18 protein-coding genes are annotated in these 18040 nt (G+C 58.5%); 16 read left to right on the top strand and 2 right to left on the bottom strand.

Features of this window, described 5'->3' with window-relative positions; all coding sequences use genetic code 11:
* The first annotated feature begins 36 nt into the window (after window positions 1-36).
* The 6 genes from lgt to AB5Y64_RS06500 all read left to right on the top strand — a co-directional run bounded on the left by lgt (window position 37) and on the right by AB5Y64_RS06500 (window position 4796).
* Window positions 37-861, top strand: a complete 825-nt coding sequence (gene lgt, locus AB5Y64_RS06525) for a prolipoprotein diacylglyceryl transferase (RefSeq protein WP_039039982.1) — start codon at window positions 37-39, stop codon at window positions 859-861.
* Window positions 861-1655 carry a thymidylate synthase gene (gene thyA / locus AB5Y64_RS06520; RefSeq protein WP_039039983.1) on the top strand — a complete coding sequence of 265 codons (795 nt, stop codon included), beginning with the start codon at window positions 861-863 and terminating at the stop codon, window positions 1653-1655. The genes lgt and thyA overlap by 1 nt, the downstream gene beginning before the upstream one ends.
* 279 nt (window positions 1656-1934) lie before the next feature.
* Window positions 1935-3125 carry a Na+/H+ antiporter NhaA gene (nhaA, locus tag AB5Y64_RS06515; RefSeq protein ID WP_368203524.1) on the top strand — a complete coding sequence of 397 codons (1191 nt, stop codon included), beginning with the start codon at window positions 1935-1937 and terminating at the stop codon, window positions 3123-3125.
* Entirely contained in the window at window positions 3122-3526 is a 405-nt protein-coding gene (locus AB5Y64_RS06510; RefSeq protein WP_041201435.1) for a hypothetical protein, read from the top strand. The genes nhaA and AB5Y64_RS06510 overlap by 4 nt, the downstream gene beginning before the upstream one ends.
* Window positions 3513-4445 carry a transcriptional activator NhaR gene (gene nhaR / locus AB5Y64_RS06505; RefSeq protein WP_368203523.1) on the top strand — a complete coding sequence of 311 codons (933 nt, stop codon included), beginning with the start codon at window positions 3513-3515 and terminating at the stop codon, window positions 4443-4445. The genes AB5Y64_RS06510 and nhaR overlap by 14 nt, the downstream gene beginning before the upstream one ends.
* Before the next feature lie 48 nt (window positions 4446-4493).
* Entirely contained in the window at window positions 4494-4796 is a 303-nt protein-coding gene (locus AB5Y64_RS06500; RefSeq protein ID WP_029313781.1) for a metalloregulator ArsR/SmtB family transcription factor, read from the top strand.
* 48 nt (window positions 4797-4844) lie between these two features.
* On the opposite strand, the gene rpsT is transcribed toward AB5Y64_RS06500, so the two are convergent.
* Window positions 4845-5108 carry a 30S ribosomal protein S20 gene (gene rpsT / locus AB5Y64_RS06495; RefSeq protein WP_005308808.1) on the bottom strand — a complete coding sequence of 88 codons (264 nt, stop codon included), beginning with the start codon at window positions 5106-5108 and terminating at the stop codon, window positions 4845-4847.
* 191 nt (window positions 5109-5299) lie between these two features.
* Here rpsT and murJ point away from each other — a divergent pair, with 191 nt between their 5' ends.
* The 6 genes from murJ (at window position 5300) to ispH (ending at window position 12804) form a co-directional block, all read left to right on the top strand.
* On the top strand, window positions 5300-6862 hold the full coding sequence (murJ, locus tag AB5Y64_RS06490; RefSeq protein WP_029313784.1) for a murein biosynthesis integral membrane protein MurJ: 1563 nt from the start codon (window positions 5300-5302) through the stop codon (window positions 6860-6862).
* 207 nt (window positions 6863-7069) lie between these two features.
* On the top strand, window positions 7070-8044 hold the full coding sequence (gene ribF, locus AB5Y64_RS06485) for a bifunctional riboflavin kinase/FAD synthetase (protein ID WP_368203541.1): 975 nt from the start codon (window positions 7070-7072) through the stop codon (window positions 8042-8044).
* Window positions 8044-10905: an isoleucine--tRNA ligase gene (ileS, locus tag AB5Y64_RS06480; RefSeq protein ID WP_368203522.1), complete on the top strand. Its 2862-nt coding sequence runs from the start codon at window positions 8044-8046 to the stop codon at window positions 10903-10905. Before ribF ends, ileS begins: the two co-directional genes overlap by 1 nt.
* On the top strand, window positions 10905-11420 hold the full coding sequence (lspA, locus tag AB5Y64_RS06475) for a signal peptidase II (RefSeq protein ID WP_042079282.1): 516 nt from the start codon (window positions 10905-10907) through the stop codon (window positions 11418-11420). The genes ileS and lspA overlap by 1 nt, the downstream gene beginning before the upstream one ends.
* Window positions 11417-11869, top strand: a complete 453-nt coding sequence (gene fkpB, locus AB5Y64_RS06470) for an FKBP-type peptidyl-prolyl cis-trans isomerase (RefSeq protein ID WP_368203520.1) — start codon at window positions 11417-11419, stop codon at window positions 11867-11869. Before lspA ends, fkpB begins: the two co-directional genes overlap by 4 nt.
* Complete coding sequence (gene ispH / locus AB5Y64_RS06465) at window positions 11869-12804, top strand: 4-hydroxy-3-methylbut-2-enyl diphosphate reductase (RefSeq protein ID WP_368203519.1); 936 nt, start codon at window positions 11869-11871, stop codon at window positions 12802-12804. The genes fkpB and ispH overlap by 1 nt, the downstream gene beginning before the upstream one ends.
* Before the next feature lie 202 nt (window positions 12805-13006).
* Here ispH and AB5Y64_RS06460 read toward each other — a convergent pair whose 3' ends face one another.
* A complete protein-coding gene (locus AB5Y64_RS06460) occupies window positions 13007-13393 on the bottom strand; it encodes a type IV pilin protein (protein ID WP_247631552.1) in 387 nt (128 codons plus the stop codon).
* Between the two features lie 87 nt (window positions 13394-13480).
* On the opposite strand from AB5Y64_RS06460, the gene AB5Y64_RS06455 reads away from it, so the two are divergent.
* Genes AB5Y64_RS06455 through AB5Y64_RS06440 form a run of 4 tightly spaced genes read left to right on the top strand, consistent with a single transcriptional unit; the run spans window position 13481 to window position 17955 of the window.
* On the top strand, window positions 13481-14014 hold the full coding sequence (locus AB5Y64_RS06455; protein WP_216983454.1) for a GspH/FimT family pseudopilin: 534 nt from the start codon (window positions 13481-13483) through the stop codon (window positions 14012-14014).
* A complete protein-coding gene (locus AB5Y64_RS06450) occupies window positions 14005-14688 on the top strand; it encodes a prepilin-type N-terminal cleavage/methylation domain-containing protein (protein WP_368203515.1) in 684 nt (227 codons plus the stop codon). The genes AB5Y64_RS06455 and AB5Y64_RS06450 overlap by 10 nt, the downstream gene beginning before the upstream one ends.
* 4 nt (window positions 14689-14692) lie before the next feature.
* Window positions 14693-15811, top strand: a complete 1119-nt coding sequence (locus AB5Y64_RS06445; protein WP_247631554.1) for a PilX N-terminal domain-containing pilus assembly protein — start codon at window positions 14693-14695, stop codon at window positions 15809-15811.
* Window positions 15812-15828: 17 nt separating this feature from the next.
* Window positions 15829-17955, top strand: coding sequence for a prepilin-type N-terminal cleavage/methylation domain-containing protein (locus AB5Y64_RS06440; protein ID WP_279976206.1), 2127 nt, complete (start codon window positions 15829-15831; stop codon window positions 17953-17955).
* The last annotated feature ends 85 nt before the right edge of the window (window positions 17956-18040 follow it).

Below are 18040 nucleotides of genomic sequence, written 5' to 3'. Positions count from 1 at the left end.
CGGAGAATGCGGCTTTTCTTATGATTGGGGCCGCCTATGCAGCACGACGGATATTGGGTTTTCTCACAGATTGATCCCGTAGCATTCAGTTTGGGACCATTATCGGTACGCTGGTATGGTCTCATGTACCTGTTCGGTTTTGCCTTCGCCATGTGGCTGGCTGGTCGCCGTGCCGATGCACCCAACAGCGGCTGGACCCGCAACGAGGTATCCGACCTGCTGTTTTATGGCTTCCTTGGGGTGATCCTGGGTGGCCGTATCGGCTATGTGCTGTTCTACAACTTCGATCTCTTCCTCGCCGACCCGACCTATCTGTTCAAGATATGGACCGGTGGCATGTCGTTCCACGGCGGCCTCATCGGGGTGATCACCGCCATGATCTGGTTTGCCCACAAAACCCAGCGCCACTTCTTCACCGTGGCGGATTTCGTAGCGCCGCTCATTCCGTTCGGCCTCGGTGTTGGCCGCATCGGCAACTTCATGAACGGCGAGTTGTGGGGTCGGGTCACCGATGTCCCCTGGGCCATCATCTTCCCCGAGGCTGGGCCCGAACCGCGTCACCCGTCCCAGCTTTACCAGTTCGCGCTGGAAGGGGTGGTGCTCTTCATCATCCTGAACCTGTTCTGGCGCAAGCACCCACCCCGTGGCGCCATTTCCGGGATGTTCCTGCTCTTCTATGGCCTGTTCCGCTTCCTGGTGGAGTTTGTTCGTCAACCAGACAGCCAGCTGGGTCTCTACTTCAATGAGATCAGCATGGGCCAGATCCTCTCTACCCCGATGATAGTGGCGGGTGCGCTCATGGTCTGGGCCGCCTACAAGCAGCCCCGTCTGTTCGGCAATGCACCCAAGGAGGCGAAGTAATGCGTGCCTATCTCGACCTGATGCAGAAAATTCTGGATGAAGGGACCGTCAAATCCGATCGCACCGGGACCGGGACCGTCTCCCTGTTCGGTCATCAGATGCGCTTCAACCTGGCCGAGGGATTCCCGCTGGTGACCACCAAGAAGTGCCACCTGCGCTCCATCATTCACGAGCTGCTCTGGTTCCTCAACGGCGATACCAACACCGCCTATCTGAAAGAGCACGGTGTCAGCATCTGGGACGAGTGGGCCGACGAGCACGGTGATCTGGGGCCTGTCTATGGTGCCCAGTGGCGCTCCTGGCCGGCGGCCGATGGGTCTGTCATCGACCAGATCCAGAAGGCGGTGGACGATATCAAGCACAACCCGGATTCCCGCCGCATCATCGTCTCCGCCTGGAACGTGGGCGAGCTGGACAAAATGGCGTTGGCACCCTGCCACGCCTTCTTCCAGTTCTATGTGGCGGATGGCAAGCTCTCCTGCCAGCTCTACCAGCGTAGTTGTGATGTTTTCCTTGGCCTGCCGTTCAACATTGCCAGCTATGCGCTGCTGACCCACATGATGGCGCAGCAGTGCGATCTGGAAGTGGGTGACTTTGTCTGGACCGGTGGCGATGTGCACCTCTATTCCAACCACATGGAGCAGACGGCACTGCAACTCACCCGCGAGCCGCGCCCCCTGCCGCAACTGGTGATCAAGCGCAAACCTGACTCCATCTTCGATTACAGATTCGAGGATTTCGAGATCCAGGGCTATGATCCCCATCCTGGGATCAAGGCGCCTGTCGCTATTTGAGTAGGTAATGAGCCTGGGGCGAGTATCGTCTCCCAGGTGACGATGAATCGACACTCAGCTGTTAGAGGCACCTTCGGGTGCCTTTTTGCATTTTCTGTGAATTAATATGCAACATTCCGGGTGGAGAGATGGCTCCTGAAAAGGGGAAATAACCTGCTTATAGCAGGCATTATTCGTTTTGCTTTCGGTTTTTTCGTTGTTATCAGCCGTAAGAAACGATTTTTCATTGAGCTACTCGAGCCCTAGACTGAAAAGATGCAATTTTATGGGTAGTTAGATATGAGCGATGTATTCAAGCGTTTTCTCAAACTGGAGTCCGCTTCCGGGATCATTCTGATCCTGGCCGCCCTGCTTGCCATCGGCCTGGCCAATTCGGCGCTGGCGCAACACTATCAGGGCTTCCTCAATACCGAGGTACAGGTTCGCATCGCGGCGCTCGACATCAACAAGCCGCTGCTGCTCTGGATCAACGATGGCTTCATGGCGATCTTCTTCCTGCTGGTGGGTCTCGAGGTGAAGCGAGAGATGCTGGAGGGGGCGCTTTCCTCCCGGGTGCAGGCAACCTTCCCGGCCATTGCTGCCGTGGGGGGGATGTTGGCACCGGCACTCATCTATAGCTTCTTCAACTACGGGGACGAGGCTACCCGTGCTGGCTGGGCGATTCCGGCCGCAACCGACATCGCCTTCGCTCTCGGGGTCATGGCGCTGCTGGGCAAGCGGGTACCGACCAGCCTCAAGGTCTTCTTGCTGGCGCTGGCTATCATGGACGATCTGGGGGTCATCATCATCATTGCCCTCTTCTACACCCAGCAACTGTCGCTGACTGCGCTGGCGATAGGTGTGGTGGCTACCCTGACCTTGCTCTGGATGAATCGCCGTGGTGAGGACAGGATTGGACTCTATATGCTGGTCGGCCTGGTGCTCTGGGTTGCCGTGCTCAAGTCCGGTGTCCATGCGACCCTGGCAGGGGTCATCGTGGGCTTCATGATCCCCCTCAACGGCAAGCGTTACGCATCGCCACTCAAGCATCTGGAGCATGGGCTGCACCCCTGGAGCGCCTTCCTGATCCTGCCACTGTTCGCTTTCGCCAACGCCGGGGTATCGCTGGAGGGGGTCTACTTCTCGGCTCTGCTCAATCCGCTCCCCATGGGGATCATCCTGGGGCTCTTCGTCGGCAAGCCGCTCGGGATTTTCACCATCAGCTGGCTGGCTGTGAAATCAGGCATTGCCCAATTGCCGCAAGGAGTGAACTTCAGACAGATCTTTGCCGTCAGCATCCTGTGTGGCATCGGCTTCACCATGTCGATGTTTATCGCATCGCTGGCATTCGAGCATGGCGGACTGGACTACGGCAGCTACTCGCGCCTCGGGATCCTGGCAGGTTCCACACTCGCGGCCGTGATCGGTTACATCGCACTGCGGATATCGCTGCCCAATCGGGAGGCGAATCAAAGTACGGAGGGGTTATGAGAAAACTAGGATGGTTAGTCATGCTGGCGAGTCCTGCAATCTGGGCAAATGGCCTGGTCGATTGTCAGCGGGATGCCACCTCGGCAAGTTGTTCTGCCTATCTCAACGGGGTGGTCGACAGCGCACTCATGCTGGGGGACTCACAGGTAAAAGCTCGGTTCGGAGAGACCTTCGCCGAACGGGCACTGAGCAGTCGTGCCGGCGAGCGAGTCAAGCTGTCCAACAAGCGCTATTGTACCGAGCGAATGCCGGATGCCGGTCGTCTCAAGGCCCATCTGCAGGCACAGTTCGACGCGAACAAGGTTGACTCGATCAGCGACATGTATGACATTCTGGCGGTTGAACTCAGCTGCTACCGGAGCCCGCCTGGCGCGGGAACCCCATCGGATGTCACACCTTAACTACAACCATCTCTACTATTTTTGGATGACTCAGAAGAAGGGCTCCGTCACGCAGGCGGCGGAAGCCCTCTTTTTGACCCCACAGACCGTGACCGGTCAGATCAAACTGCTTGAGCAGCGTCTTGGCGGCAAGTTGCTGATCAGAAAGGGGCGCTCCCTTGAGGCCACCGAGCTTGGCCAACTGGTATTTCGCTATGCGGACAAGATGTTCAGCCTCTCCTACGAGATGCTGGATATCGCCAACTACCGCAAGGAGAGCCAGATCCTGTTCGATGTGGGCATCGCCGATGCTCTCTCCAAGCGTCTCGCCAGCCGGGTACTGCTCTCCGTGATCCCCAATGACGGTTCCATTCACCTGCGCTGCTTCGAGTCGACCCATGAACTGCTCCTGGAGCAGTTGAGCGAGCACAAGCTCGACATGATCCTCTCTGATTGCCCGGTGGACTCCAGCCAGCATGCCGGGTTGCTGTCCAAGCGTCTGGGGGGATGTGGCGTCAGTTTCTTCTGCAAGGCGCCTCTGCCCTCCCAGCCTTTCCCTGCCTGCCTGGAAGAGCGCAAGCTGCTCATCCCGGGCCGCCGTACCGCCATGGGTCGTCAACTGACCCAGTGGTTCGAGCAGCAGGGAATTTCCCCCAGCATTCTGGGAGAATTCGACGATGCGGCGCTGATGAAGGCGTTCGGCTTCTTCAACCAGGGCATCTTCATGGCACCGACCATTTATCGGGAGGAGATCCTGGAGGGGGAGGAGGTGATGCTGCTGGGTGAAACCCAGGATCTGATGGAGGAGTATTACGTCATCTTTGCCGAGCGGATGATCCAGCATCCTGCGGTCAAGCGGGTATGCGAGAGTGATTTCTCCTTCCTCTTTGCGGGGCAGGAGGATTTCACGGCCATTCAGCCGGCAAGCCTCTCGTTTTAAATCGACGGTGACGGCGCTATGATGCCAGTCTTGGAAGAGGAGGGTGAGATGCAATTGGAAGAGATGGAAGCGAATGCCGGGCGTGCCGTCACCCTGCTCAAGGCATTGGCCAATGAGCGACGGCTGTTTATCTTGTGCCAGTTACTGGATAGGGAGCTGTCGGTCGGCGAGCTGAACGAGGTCTTGGGATTGAGCCAGTCAGCCATGTCGCAGCATCTGGCGGTGTTGCGCCGGGATGAGCTGGTGGCGACGAGGAAGGAAGCCCAGACGGTCTATTACTCCCTGCGCAGCCATGAGGTGCGCGAGATGATCGGATTGTTGCACAGACTGTACTGTAGCGACCCCAAATAAAAAACCGGCACTAGGCCGGTTTTTTCAGCTTTCATCAGCGGATGCTGATTAAGCCATGGCTTTGATCTGGGCAGACAGGCGGCTCTTGTGACGAGCAGCTTTGTTCTTGTGGATCAGGCCTTTGGTCGCCATACGATCCATGATCGGCTGAGCAACAGCGAAAGCGGCAGTGGCAGCAGCCTTGTCACCAGAGGCGATGGCAGCGATCACTTTCTTCAGGTAGGTACGGGTCATGGAACGACGGCTGGCGTTGTGCTGACGACGTTTCTCTGACTGAAGAGCACGCTTCTTAGCAGATTTGATGTTAGCCAAGGTAAAACTCCTAAAACTGTCTTAGCGAGTGTATTGAAAAGGCCCGGAAATATGCCTTCCCAACCACATATTGTCAAATGATTTGTGCAAATAAACACCGCCCCCCGGTGGTGTGTCAGATGGGAGACGGTTAAACTGTCGGCCGATTCTAACAGCATTCTTTTCTTTCCGACAGTTCCAGAGGCCTCGTCTTGAGTAAGAAATTGATCAAATCCGGCATGATTGTGTCCGGAATGACGCTGGCATCCCGTGTGATGGGCTTGGTGCGCGATGTGGTCATCGCCAATTTGCTCGGTGCCGGGGTGGCCGCAGACGTCTTCTTCTTCGCCAATCGCATTCCCAACTTCTTGCGCCGTCTCTTTGCCGAAGGGGCATTCAACCAGGCCTTCGTGCCCGTGATGACGGAGTACAAGAAAAACGGTGACGAGCAGGCGGTTCGCGAGTTGCTGGCGGCGGTGGCGGGCACCCTGGGTGGTATCGTCACCGTGGTCACCTTGCTCGGGGTGCTGGGTTCCGGTGTCCTGACGGCCCTCTTTGGCTGGGGCTGGTTCTGGGACTGGCTGCACGGCGGACCGGCGGCGGAGAAGTTCGAGTTGGCCAGTCTGATGCTCAAGATCACCTTCCCCTATCTCTGGTTCATCACCTTCACCGCCATGGCGGGGGCCATTCTCAATACCTTTGGCCGTTTTGCCGTGTCCTCCTTCACGCCGGTGTTCCTCAACATCACCATGATTGCAGCGGCCTGGTGGATCGCGCCCTTGATGGAGCGCCCCGAGATCTCCCTGGCGATCGGTGTCTTCCTCGGCGGTCTGGTCCAGTTTTTGTTCCAGTATCCTTTTCTGCGCCAGCTCAACATGCTGGTCTGGCCCAAGTGGGGTTGGCACCATCCCGGGGTGGTGAAGATCCGTACCCTGATGATCCCGGCCCTGTTCGGCGTGTCGGTCAGCCAGATCAACCTGCTGATCAACACCATGCTGGCCTCGTTTCTGGCTACCGGTGCCATCAGCTATCTCTATTACTCGGACAGGTTGCTGGAGTTTCCCCTCGGCCTCTTTGCGGTGGCCATCAGCACGGTGATCCTGCCTGCCCTGGCCAGAAAACACGTGGATGCGGATCCGGCTGATTTCTCTCGCACCATGGATTGGGGGGTGCGCATGGTGATGCTGCTCGGCTTGCCAGCCATGGTCGGCATCGCCGTACTGCGCGAGCCCATACTGCGGGTACTTTTCATGCGCGGTGAGTTCGGTCTGCACGAGGTGAGCATGTCCAGTGCGAGCCTGCTGGCCTCCACCACGGGGCTGCTCTCCTTGATGCTCATCAAGGTGCTGGCCCCCGGTTATTACGCCCGCCAGGACACCAGGACGCCGGTGCGTATCGGCATCATGGCCATGGTTGCCAACATGGTGTGCAACCTCATCTTCATCTATCCGCTCGGCTACGTGGGGCTGGCTCTCGCCACTGCCTGCTCCGGCACCCTTAACGCCGTACTGCTGTTCAAGGGGCTCTATCAGCAGGATGTTTATCGCCCTTCCCGCAACACCGGGCTGTTCTGCCTCAAGCTCTTGGCGGCAACGGTCTTGATGGGGGGGCTTCTGGCCTATCTGTCACCGGATCTCGCCCAATGGGGGGCCTGGAGCATGGGCAAGGCCAGCCTGGAGTTGACCCTGCTGCTCTGCCTGGGCGGAGCGCTGTATGGCATTGTCCTTTTGGCATTGGGGATCCGGCCACGGCACCTGAGAGCCGGTCAGCAATAAGGAGCCAGCTGCAAGGGAGGGGACAGTACAGGGTCGATGGGGGCGGTCTCAGGGGCTGTCGGGTTGGCCCGCCAACGAGGTGCGATGCTCCTGGCCAAGTCCGAGAAGCGAGCGGGATGGCTAAATCGGGTCAACGGCAGGGCTGACCCTGCCTGCTGCCTGATATATAATCCGCCGATTTCCATGGCAGCAACGCACAAGGCACTGATGGAGCTTATTCGCGGCATTCACAATATCAAGCCCCGTCACCGGGGCTGTGTATTGACCATAGGCAACTTCGATGGGGTTCATCAGGGGCACCACGCAGTGTTGGCCCGTTTGCAGGAGAAGGCCGCCCAACTTGGCCTGCCGGCCTGTGTCATGTTGTTCGAACCCCAGCCGCTGGAGCTGTTTGCGGGCAGTGCCGCGCCCGCCCGTCTCAGCCGTTGGCGGGAGAAGTACGAAGCCCTCAAGGGAATGCAGATCGATCGCATGCTCTGCGTGCGTTTCACCCATCGTTTTGCCGAGCAGGCGGCCAGCACCTTCATCGAGCAACTGCTGGTGGAGAAACTCGGCGTGCACTATCTGGTGGTCGGCGACGATTTTCGCTTCGGCAAGGGGCGGGAAGGGGACTTCCACCTGCTGGAGGAGGCCGGTCGGCGCTTCGGGTTCGAGGTGATCAGCACCCAGAGTTTCCAGCTTTCCCGCCAGCGGGTCAGCAGCACCCTGGTGCGTGAGGCCCTCAAAGCGGGCCGCATGGCGGAGGTGGAGCTGATGCTCGGTCGCCCCTATGCCATCAGCGGCCGGGTGGCCCACGGCGATAAGCTGGGGCGCACCATAGGTTTTCCCACCGCGAATCTGGCCCTCAAACGCCAGGTTGTCCCGGTCGGTGGCGTGTTTGCGGTGGAAGTGATATGTTCCGGCAAGACTTTCCCCGGCGTCGCCAATGTGGGTGTACGTCCGACTTTGAGCGGTACACAAGCCAGATTGGAAGTACATCTATTTGATTTTTCTGGTGATCTATATGGTCAGCAGGTCAAGGTGCTGCTTCGCCACAAGCTGCGCGAAGAGCAGAAATTTGACTCTTTCACCGCCTTGAAAGAGCAGATCGAACGAGATGCCCTGACGGCCCGAGCCTGGTTCGGGCTGCCACAATTTCATTTACCCAGCACTCTTTTAGAAAAGAAGGGAACCCAGGACTGATGAGCGACTATAAACACACCCTGAATCTACCGGAAACCGAGTTTCCGATGCGTGGCGATCTGGCCAAACGCGAACCCAACATGTTGAAACGTTGGTACGATCAGGATCTTTACGGCGCCATTCGCCGCGCCAAAGCGGGCAAGCCTTCTTTCATTCTGCACGATGGCCCCCCCTATGCGAACGGCAGCATTCACATCGGTCACTCGGTCAACAAGATCCTCAAAGACATCATCATCAAGTCCAAAGGCCTTTCTGGCTTCGATTCCCCCTATGTACCGGGCTGGGATTGCCACGGTCTGCCCATCGAGCTGAAAGTGGAAGGCATGGTCGGCAAGCCGGGCGAGAAGGTTTCCGCCGCCGAGTTCCGCGCCGAGTGCCGCAAATACGCCAAAACCCAGATCGAAGCGCAGAAGACCGACTTCATCCGTCTGGGCGTGCTGGGTGACTGGGAACACCCCTACCTGACCATGGATTTTGGGACCGAAGCCAACATCATCCGCTCCATGGCCAAGATCGTTGAAAACGGCCACCTGCACAAAGGCTCCAAGCCGGTGCACTGGTGTACCGATTGCGGCTCCGCGCTGGCTGAAGCGGAAGTGGAGTACTACGACAAGAACTCCCCCTCCATCGACGTGCGCTTCAAGGCCGTCGACGAGGCTGCTGTTGCCGCCAAGTTTGATTGCGCCGAAGGCCACACCGGCAAGGGCGCGCTCTCTGCCGTGATCTGGACGACCACCCCGTGGACCTTGCCGGCCAACCGCGCCATCGCCATGCATGCCGATCTCGACTACGCACTGGTGCAGGTTGAGGGCGACAATCCCGAGCGTCTGATCCTGGCCGCCGAGCTGGTGAAGGATGTGATGGATCGCGCCGGCATCGAGCACTTCCACAACCTGGGCTACGCCAAGGGTGCCGCACTCGAGCTGCTGCGCTTCAACCACCCCTTCTACAGCTTCGACGTGCCTGTGGTGCTGGGTGACCACGTCACTCTGGACGCCGGTACCGGCGCGGTGCACACCGCCCCTGGCCACGGTCAGGAAGACTTCGTGGTCGGTCAGAAGTACGGTCTGGAAGTCGCCAACCCGGTTGGCAGCAACGGCGTCTATCTGCCGGATACCGAACTGTTTGCCGGCCAGCACGTGTTCAAGGCCAATGCGGCCGTGGTCGAGGTGCTGACCGAGCGCGGCGCCCTGCTGCATCACAAGGTGTTCAACCACTCCTACCCGCATTGCTGGCGTCACAAGACCCCGATCATCTTCCGTGCCACCCCCCAGTGGTTCATCAGCATGGAGCAGAAGGGTCTGCGCAAGCGTGCCCTCGAAGAGATCGAGCGTATCGAGAAAGAGGGCATTGCCCAGCACGGCCAGAGCGGCTGGGTGCCGGCCTGGGGCAAGAACCGCATTCAGGCCATGGTCGAGAATCGTCCCGACTGGTGCATCTCCCGTCAGCGTACCTGGGGCGTGCCCATCTCCCTGTTCGTTCACAAGGATACCCAGGAGCTGCACCCGGATTCCGTCCGCCTGATGGAAGAGGTGGCCAAGCGGGTCGAGCAGTCCGGCATCCAGGCCTGGTGGGATCTGGACAAGGCCGAGCTGCTGGGCGCGGACGCCGACAACTACGAGAAGGTGCCCGACACCCTGGACGTCTGGTTCGACTCCGGCTCTACCCATGCCTCCGTGGTCGATGCCCGTCCCGAGTTCAACGGCAAGCCGGCCGACATGTATCTGGAAGGTTCTGACCAGCACCGTGGCTGGTTCATGTCCTCCTTGATGATCGGCGTCGCCATGAAAGACAAGGCTCCCTACAACCAGGTGCTGACTCACGGCTTCACCGTGGATGGTCAGGGCCGCAAGATGTCCAAGTCCATCGGCAACGTGGTCAGCCCGCAGGACGTGATGAACAAGCTGGGGGCCGACATCCTGCGTCTGTGGGTCGCCAGCACCGACTACACCGGCGAGATGACCGTCTCCGACGAGATCCTCAAGCGCTCGGCCGACGCCTATCGTCGTATTCGCAACACCGCCCGCTTCCTGCTGGCCAACCTCAACGGCTTCAATCCAGCGACCGACATGGTGGCACCTGCCGACATGGTGGTGGTGGATCGTTGGGCCGTGGGCCGTGCCAAGGCGGTACAGGCCGAGATTGTGGCAGCGTTCGACGAGTACAACTTCCACGGCGTGACCCAGAAGCTGATGCAGTTCTGCTCCATCGAGATGGGTTCCTTCTATCTGGACGTCATCAAGGACCGTCAGTACACCGCCAAGGCTGACAGCCTGGCCCGTCGCTCCTGCCAGACTGCCCTCTATCATATCGCCGAGGCCATGGTGCGCTGGATGGCGCCCATCATGAGCTTCACCGCCGACGAGATCTGGGCTCTGCTGCCAGGTGAGCGTGGCGAATTCGTTTTCACCGAGGAGTGGTACGACGGCCTGTTCGGGCTGGAAGCGGGCGAAGTGCTGAACGACGAGTTCTGGGCCGAGATCCTCGCCGTGCGCGGTGAAGTGAACAAGGCGCTGGAAGTGGCTCGTGGGGAGAAGCGCATCGGTGGCTCCCTGCAGGCCGAACTGACCCTGTTCGCCAAGCCGGAACTGGCTGCCCGCCTGAACGCCCTGGCCGATGAGCTGCGCTTCGTGCTGCTCACCTCCAAGGCCAGGGTGGTCAGCGTCGATGCCGCACCGGCAGAGGCCGTGGCGACCGAGCGCGACGACCTGTGGCTCTGCGTGGCGCAGTCTGCCGCCGCCAAGTGCGACCGCTGCTGGCACCATGTGGAAGACGTGGGCACCATCGCGGGTCACGAAGAGATCTGTGGCCGCTGTGTCACCAACGTCGAGGGTGACGGCGAAACGCGTCAATTTGCCTGATGAACATGACTCAGAACGAGATGAACAACAAAACCGGCCTGCGTTGGCTGTGGCTGGCGGTGCTGGCCTTCGTACTGGACCAGGCGAGCAAGCTCGCCGTGGTCAAGCTGCTGCCGTTTGGCTATCCGGGGGTGGAGATCACCCCCTTCTTCAACCTGGTCCACGTCTACAACAAGGGGGCGGCCTTCAGCTTCCTGGCCGATCAGGGGGGCTGGCAGCGCTGGTTCTTCGCCCTGCTGGCGTTTGCCATCTGCGGTCTGCTGATCCATTGGTTGCGCAAGCAGTCGGTGACCCAGCGCTGGAGCGGTATCGCCTACAGCCTGATCATCGGCGGGGCGCTCGGCAACGTGTTTGACCGGCTGGTGCTGGGCCATGTGGTCGACTTCCTCGACTTTTACTGGCAGCGTGCCCACTGGCCGGCGTTCAACCTGGCGGACAGCTTCATCTTCATCGGTGCCGCCATGATCGTGCTGGATGGCTTCCGTGGCGAGAAAAAACAGGACGCGACCTCATGAGCCAGTCGATTGCTGCGGACAGCAGCGTGCTGTTCCACTTCTCTATCAAACTGGAAGACGGCTCGGTGGCCGACAGCACGGCGCTGCACGGCAAGCCGGCCCGTCTGCGGATGGGAGACGGCAGTCTGACGCCGAGCTTCGAGCAATGCCTGCTGGGGTTGCGAGCAGGGGAGAGCAAGAGCTTCACCCTGGTGCCGGAAGAGGCCTTTGGCCTCTCCAACCCCGATAACATCTACCATCTCGACCGCGCCAAGTTCGGTGCCGAGGTGGAGCCCAAGGTCGGTACCATCATACTGTTCGACCAGCCCAACGGCAGCGAGCTGCCGGGCATCATCCGGGCGGTGGAAGGGATGTCGGTCACGGTCGATTTCAACCACCCCCTGGCCGGTCATACGGTCACCTTCGAGGTGGAGATCCTGGGGGTTGATGACGAGGAGAAGGTGCACTGATGGATATCCTGCTCGCAAATCCCCGCGGCTTCTGTGCCGGTGTCGACCGCGCCATCAGCATCGTCGAGAGCGCGCTGGAGAAGTTCGGTGCCCCCATCTATGTCCGCCATGAAGTGGTGCACAACCGCTACGTGGTGAACAAGCTCAAGGAGGCGGGCGCCGTCTTCGTCGAGGAGCTCGATGAGGTGCCGGACGACAGCATCGTCATCTTCTCCGCTCACGGTGTCGCCAAGGTCGTGCGCGAGATGGCCAAGTCCCGCGCGCTCAAGGTGTTCGATGCCACCTGTCCGCTGGTGAGCAAGGTGCACATGGAGGTCCATCGCGCCAGCCGCAAGGGCTCCGAGGCCGTGCTCATCGGCCACGCCGGCCACCCTGAGGTGATCGGTACCATGGGGCAGTACGAGAATCGCGAGGGCGGCATGTATCTGGTGGAGACGCCGGCAGATGTGGCCAAACTCAAGGTGAAGAACCCGGACGATCTCTGCTTCGTGACCCAGACCACCCTCAGCGTGGACGAGACCTCGGACGTGATCGATGCATTGCGGGCTCACTTCCCCAAGATCCAGGGGCCGCGCAAGGATGACATCTGCTACGCCACCCAGAACCGCCAGGATGCGGTGCGGGAGATGGCCGGGCTGGTGGACGCCATGCTGGTGGTGGGGTCGCGCAACTCCTCCAACTCCAACCGCCTGCGGGAGCTGGCCGAGAAGGTGGGCGCCAAGGCCTACCTCATCGACGACGCCTCCATGATCGAGGCCGGTTGGCTGGCGGGAGTCAAGGCGATCGGTGTCACCGCCGGTGCCTCCGCCCCCGAGGTGCTGGTGCAGTCCGTCATCACCCGTCTGCGCGAGCTGGGGGGCAAGATAGTGACGGAGCATCCGGGCCGCGAGGAAAACGTGGTATTCGAAGTCCCCCCCGAACTTCGTATCCTCTGATGAAAATGCCGGCCAAGAGCCGGCATTTTTGTAGGCAGAGCGAGCAACTCCAGCATCGAGGCCAAAGGCGCTTCCGGGGAAAGGGTCATGATTGGTACAGGCTTCACTTTCTTCTTATTCCTGTGTTTTCCCTATCCATGACCTATGCATGAGAGGTATTCCTCTCAGGTATCTTCAACCGTGTACTGATGGTTATGAAGGCTCACTTCCAGCAGTCGGCAGGCTCCTTCACATCGGCCTTGGTGATGGTGAGCAGGGTACAACCGGTATCATTGCTCTGAGCTCCGCTGGCCTGCGCTTGCAGCTTGTAGGTGGCGGCACTGGTCGAGGCCGCAACCACGGAAAAACCGTAATAGTTGCTGCTTGGGTTGCCAAGATCCGCCAGGTTCGTGCTGTAAGCGCTGCTGGTGATCCGATACTCCTCCTGTTTGAGTTGCATGGTTATCAGAGTCTTGAATGCATCGGCGCGTCGGGAGTGTAACAATCCATTCTGGAAAGAGGGATAGGCAATGGCGGCAATGATGGCCACGATGGCGACCACGACCATCAATTCAATCAGCGTTATTCCTCTTGCGAAGCGTAGCGGCATCGGCATGGTTCCATAAGTGAGTTGGGACTATCATAGGATAGTACTCGCCAGCCCGAGAACGGGCTATAGACAGGAGTCTAGGCAAACATGGAAATGCGGATCAGGCCGGAGTCCGGCTTTACCTTGATAGAGCTGATACTCGCCTTGACATTGGTGGCGATCCTGGTCGCTGTCGCGCTCCCCAGCTATCGTTCGCTGCGCCAGGAACAGATGGTCAGGGCCGCCACCCAGGCCATCTACACCGATGTTATGTTGCTCAAGTCCGAGGCGGTCAAACGTAACAGCAATCTCACCCTCATCATTTTCAACAGCGGACTGAGCGGCTGGTGCTATCGGGTGGCGGTAGATGGGGCGGGTACCTGTAACAGCTGCGCCGACAGTTGCTCCAGCGTGGAAGGGAGAAAAGGTGGCGATGCCAGTGAATATCCGGGTCTCACCCTGACCGCCAGCTATACCGGAGGCAAACTCACCTTTTCACCACGCAGGGGGACTTTAGCTGCGGGTAATATTGAGCTGAGCTCTGATACCTATAACCTGCGGGTTGTCTCCAACAATGTGGGGCGGGTATCTACCTGTGCGCCTACAGGCAGCAAAGTGGGAGGCGTTCCCTCATGCTCTTGAGATACAATCGGGGCTTCAATCTGGTAGAGCTGATGGTGGCCATGGTGGCGGGTTTGCTACTGGTCGCCGCCGCTTCGGCGCTATTTGCTAGCATACTCAAGGCCAACAAGACTGCCATGCAGGTCAGTCGCCTCAATCAGGAGCTTCAGTCTATTACGGACATGATGGCCCGTGATATCCAGCGTGCAGGCTACGACGCCAGTGCGGCAGAACATACCCTGGATTCTGGGGTTTCTGGTACTCCATCGCTCTTCTATTTCGATTCGACCCAGCATTTGCTAAATAAGTATTCATCTTCGCCAGATAAATTTCGCTGTATCGCCGTGAAATACGATGAGCGTGATGCCAATGCTCCAAGCCCTGGCTTGCCAGGGGTTAAGGAGGCTGTTGTATACAGTTATCGTTCTACGAGCACAGATAGCTCCATATGGCTGGATGATCTATCCGCTTCAGCAAGTTTGGCGACACTGAGTGCTGCCTGTGGCACTGGGGGAGAGCGAATTAGTACGGATGATACTATCAAAATCACCGACCTGACCTTTACCCTGCTGCCTAGCTCTGTCTCTTCTGGAGCCAGAACCATCAGGCTAACAATTTCGGGCAACGACATTAAATCCCCGGCTCTGGGGCTCACCCTGCAGCGGGATATCAAGCTGCGCAACGACGGATTTTGATGCCATGAAACGTCACGCCGGTTTCACCACCTTTACGGTCACCCTGCTGCTGATCCTTATCTTGGTTGGCATTTCCCTCTTGGTGGGGAAACTGATGGTGGCCGACCGCAAGATCAGCGTCAACGAGGTGCAATATCGCCAGGCCCTGGCGCTGGCAGAACTGGGCATCGCCGACGGGATGGGGCGAGTAAGCATTGACCCTGCTTGGCGAAGCAGTTCCGGTATCTCGGTCAGTACAGCGCAGGGCACATATCTCCTGTCGGTGAAAGACGTACCCGATGAACTCGTCGAAGTAGGCACTTCACCCAATACACTGGAGGTGACACCGGTTGAGTTGGTATCCACAGCCACCTTGCCCAGCAATCTGGGAACCGCCACCGTGCGGGTGCTGGTGGCAGGCTACAGCTTGATGGCTGATTCCAAGGCCGTGCCGCTGATGGGGCTCGGGATCGCAATTGGTGGGGCCTTCAATGTTGTGGCCAACCCGAACGGCGGCGGACCCGGGGTCCCTCTGTCGGTCTGGTCGAAAGAGCCTGTGACTGGCAATGGCGCTTGGAAGACCTGTCATCTTGGGGACTTTAACGGTGGTTGTGGCACTGCTCTCAGCGATAGCGATAATATCGGGCCCGATATCAAGGCAAATGACTCTACGTTTCCCCCCGATCTTCTCTGGTACCTGTTCGGGGAGCCGGATACGGCTGAGGGCTGGGCCAATATGAATGACAAGGCGGTGGCGGCCCCTCCCGACTCCAGCTGTGGCTCCCTGGGACCGACTTCTGCGGGAATCTATATCGTTGAGGGCAACTGCGATTTGCCCGATGTCACGGGGAGTGCGAACTCTCCTGTGGTGCTGATAGTGAAGGATGGGAATCTGACTCTGAACGGAGGTAAGGATTTTAACGGTATTATCTTTGTCTATTCATCCACGAAGCCTTCCCCTTACGATGTCATGGCCACGGGTAATGCAACCATCAATGGTGCCCTGATCCTCAATACCCCTCCCAAGAACCTTAATGGTACCTTTGACCTGATATATGATCAGACGGTGATGAGCAGCATTCAGAGTGGGGCCATGTTCCAGTCCACCAAGATGGTGCCGGGCAGCTGGCGGGATTGGGATTAGTAGGGCGAGGAAAGCATATGGAAAAGCAGAAAGGATTTGGCCTGCTGGAGATCCTGATTACCCTGGTGCTGCTAGGGGTGGGGGTGGCAGGGCTCGTTTCTCTGGCGAAGGGGATGCTGGGCACGGCACGGGAAGGCGGGCGCTACGAGATCGCCATGCGGCTCGCCGAGTCTAGGCTAGACGAGTTTCGCAACTTCAACGCAGTGCGCACCGCGACCCCGCCACTAACCGCCTTTAAAAGTATTACCGCCGGGAGCGGCAGCAGCCAGTCACTCTCGAATGACAGCTATGGGGTGAGCTGGACGGTCAGCGACCAGTATCTGGATGGAGGAGCCTGGACAACCACCAAGCCTGCCGCCTATCTCTACGACTATCCGCAGCGCAAACTGATAGTGGTCACTGTTACCTGGAATGATAACGGTGGCGACTCACGTTTTCTGCAACTGGCCGGCGCTATTTCCCCCACCGGCTCCTTTACCAAAGAAGAAACCGGCGACGGTCTGGTCAAACCGCGGGATGGGCCCAAGGTCGATTACACCAAGGGGAGCGTGCCCGATGTGGTCGCGATTGAACTGGGTGATGGCAATAACAAGGAGACCAGCAAGCCGCTACCCAAGATCTCAACAGGTTCGGGCTCCAGTCGCACCATCCAATTTGATACGGCCACCTACTTGACCACGAATGGCATCAGTACGAGGAAGGCGATGCAAGATACCGCCACCGTCTACTGCAGTTGCACCTTCTCCGGCAACTCGGGCAGCGCCTACCTGCCAGCAAGCCCAACCTATATCGAATCGAGCAAGGTGCAATACTGGCAGGTCGGCAGCCAGCTGAATAAATCCATCGGTGTGTTGGACGGAAAGGCCAATCAACAAGGGACGCTTTGTTCAACCTGTTGCAGAGAACATTATGATGTGAATAGCCAGGGGTTTGCAGGTTATTTCTCTCCCCTGAACACAAGCAGGAGCAGGTACAGGGACAGCGGTGGCACTTTGGTGGCGGCGAGTAGTGGGGATTACCTCGATGCCTGCCGGTTTATCCGCATCGATGGTTTCTATCGTCCCGCTCCGGATTGGCGTCTCGCGAGCTTGACCAGTTTCTCGGCCAGTTTTCTCAATGATGCGACCAACCTTGCCAACTATCAAGCCTATGTCGCCTATGTGGTGACGACCCACGCTAAATGGCAGAAAACGGCCTTCTCCGGGAATACCGACAGCAGTTGGTCAGCACCCAGTTCTGCCCCCGCCATTCAATCCTTCAATATTTGGCTAGCGGCGAATAAGCCTTCGGGCAATACGACGGCACTGACAACGCCCATTGGCACGGTGCAGTTGATAAGCCGAGGTATCTATGTGGATATAATGCCGCCCAGCTATCTGGACGATGAGGTTTTTAAGGACGGAGTAAGCGAGCCGATTCTGGCCAAAATCCCGTTCCAAGATGTGAACATGACGCTGTTGAGTTCGTGGAGCAGCAGTAATGCATCCAAAGGGAGCGTGACGAGCCAACCGATAGCGACCGTGGTGAATACGGCTAATAACTACTATGGCACCTATAGCCGGGGACGGTTGACGGCTAATAGCACCACCTACAGTGGTACGCCGGTGGCCAATACCCCTATCACGATCACCGCCACAAGTTATCAGGGGAATTCAGGGGTTGTCGGGGCTGCTGTGCTGCCAGAGGATGCTAGCTCCAGTGCTATTATGACCTCTACCCTGCAGGTGACGATCCCGATCCCATCGACGGTACCGACAACCAGTATCACTGGGGTGATCAAATGCCTAGACCTTCATACGGAAAAAGGTAAGGGTCAGAACCCGGATGTTAATACCGCAGTGGCCTGTACAGAAACCTCTAAAAATCTGAATGCAACCATCAGTAATAGCAATGTGACGTGTACGGTACAGGATATCGGTTCACCAGCTGAGGCCAGTTATTCCTGTTCCGGTCCGGCGGGCAGCTTCTTCACCCTGACGCCGAGTAAGAACAAGTTTAGTTTTACGCCTAGCCTACTGTCATTTACGTTGCCGAGCAGCGGAACCAGTGCTGGCGACTGTGTGTTGATGGTGTCGGATGATTTGAAAAATGCGAACCCAGCCCCCAGTGACCCCCTCCCGACTAGCTGCAGTATTCCACCTTGATATGCTGATACTCGGGTGATTTATTATCCATTGCCTTCGGGCGCTGGCACAGCCAGCGCCTTTTCTTTATCATTCCCCATCATTT

Origin of the sequence: Aeromonas sp. R5-1, assembly GCF_040908265.1 — a bacterium.
GTDB classification, from domain to species: Bacteria; Pseudomonadota; Gammaproteobacteria; order Enterobacterales; family Aeromonadaceae; genus Aeromonas; species Aeromonas caviae.
Note: the sequence above shows the minus strand (reverse complement) of the source record. Positions and strands in the feature narration are given on the sequence as shown.

What these genes read in the sequence shown, in the direction of transcription:
- ileS (WP_368203522.1), top strand. Translation starts at nt 8,044, where the DNA reads ATGAGCGACTATAAACACACCCTGAATCTACCGGAAACCGAGTTTCCG.
- AB5Y64_RS06510 (WP_041201435.1), top strand. Translation starts at nt 3,122, where the DNA reads ATGAGAAAACTAGGATGGTTAGTCATGCTGGCGAGTCCTGCAATCTGG.
- ispH (WP_368203519.1), top strand. Translation starts at nt 11,869, where the DNA reads ATGGATATCCTGCTCGCAAATCCCCGCGGCTTCTGTGCCGGTGTCGAC.
- thyA (WP_039039983.1), top strand. Translation starts at nt 861, where the DNA reads ATGCGTGCCTATCTCGACCTGATGCAGAAAATTCTGGATGAAGGGACC.
- fkpB (WP_368203520.1), top strand. Translation starts at nt 11,417, where the DNA reads ATGAGCCAGTCGATTGCTGCGGACAGCAGCGTGCTGTTCCACTTCTCT.
- AB5Y64_RS06445 (WP_247631554.1), top strand. Translation starts at nt 14,693, where the DNA reads ATGAAACGTCACGCCGGTTTCACCACCTTTACGGTCACCCTGCTGCTG.
- AB5Y64_RS06440 (WP_279976206.1), top strand. Translation starts at nt 15,829, where the DNA reads ATGGAAAAGCAGAAAGGATTTGGCCTGCTGGAGATCCTGATTACCCTG.
- lgt (WP_039039982.1), top strand. Translation starts at nt 37, where the DNA reads ATGCAGCACGACGGATATTGGGTTTTCTCACAGATTGATCCCGTAGCA.
- AB5Y64_RS06460 (WP_247631552.1), bottom strand. Translation starts at nt 13,393, where the DNA reads ATGCCGCTACGCTTCGCAAGAGGAATAACGCTGATTGAATTGATGGTC.
- nhaR (WP_368203523.1), top strand. Translation starts at nt 3,513, where the DNA reads ATGTCACACCTTAACTACAACCATCTCTACTATTTTTGGATGACTCAG.
- AB5Y64_RS06500 (WP_029313781.1), top strand. Translation starts at nt 4,494, where the DNA reads ATGCAATTGGAAGAGATGGAAGCGAATGCCGGGCGTGCCGTCACCCTG.
- AB5Y64_RS06455 (WP_216983454.1), top strand. Translation starts at nt 13,481, where the DNA reads ATGGAAATGCGGATCAGGCCGGAGTCCGGCTTTACCTTGATAGAGCTG.
- lspA (WP_042079282.1), top strand. Translation starts at nt 10,905, where the DNA reads ATGAACATGACTCAGAACGAGATGAACAACAAAACCGGCCTGCGTTGG.
- nhaA (WP_368203524.1), top strand. Translation starts at nt 1,935, where the DNA reads ATGAGCGATGTATTCAAGCGTTTTCTCAAACTGGAGTCCGCTTCCGGG.
- AB5Y64_RS06450 (WP_368203515.1), top strand. Translation starts at nt 14,005, where the DNA reads ATGCTCTTGAGATACAATCGGGGCTTCAATCTGGTAGAGCTGATGGTG.
- ribF (WP_368203541.1), top strand. Translation starts at nt 7,070, where the DNA reads ATGGAGCTTATTCGCGGCATTCACAATATCAAGCCCCGTCACCGGGGC.